The organism is Brevundimonas sp. UBA2416, assembly GCF_002343105.1.
Classification (GTDB): Bacteria; Pseudomonadota; Alphaproteobacteria; order Caulobacterales; family Caulobacteraceae; genus Brevundimonas.
In genome coordinates, this window is record NZ_DDRM01000007.1 from 35,606 (window position 1) to 35,863 (window position 258).

Here is a 258-nt window from a genome sequence, read left to right on the forward strand (position 1 = left end):
ACTAACCACTAATCACTAACCACCCAGCATCGCCTCCAGCCCATTGCGCCAGCTCGGGTACTTCGGCCGCCAGCCCAGCTCCGCCTTGGCCTTCGCGTTCGAGAGCCGTTTGGAATCGAGGTAGAAGCGCCGCATGGCGTCGGACACTGACGGGTCGTCGAGGTCGATCTCGGGCGGCATCGGCAGGCCCAGCCGCCGCGCGGCCCCTTCCATGACCACATCGGCGGGCGCCGGCTCATCATCGCACAGGATGTAGGC

The 258-nt window shown here is 66.3% G+C and carries 1 pseudogene; it reads right to left on the reverse strand.

From position 1 onward, the window contains the following. Positions 1-15: 15 nt before the first annotated feature. Positions 16-258: pseudogene (locus tag B3E43_RS01555) on the reverse strand (SDR family NAD(P)-dependent oxidoreductase); the annotation flags it as partial.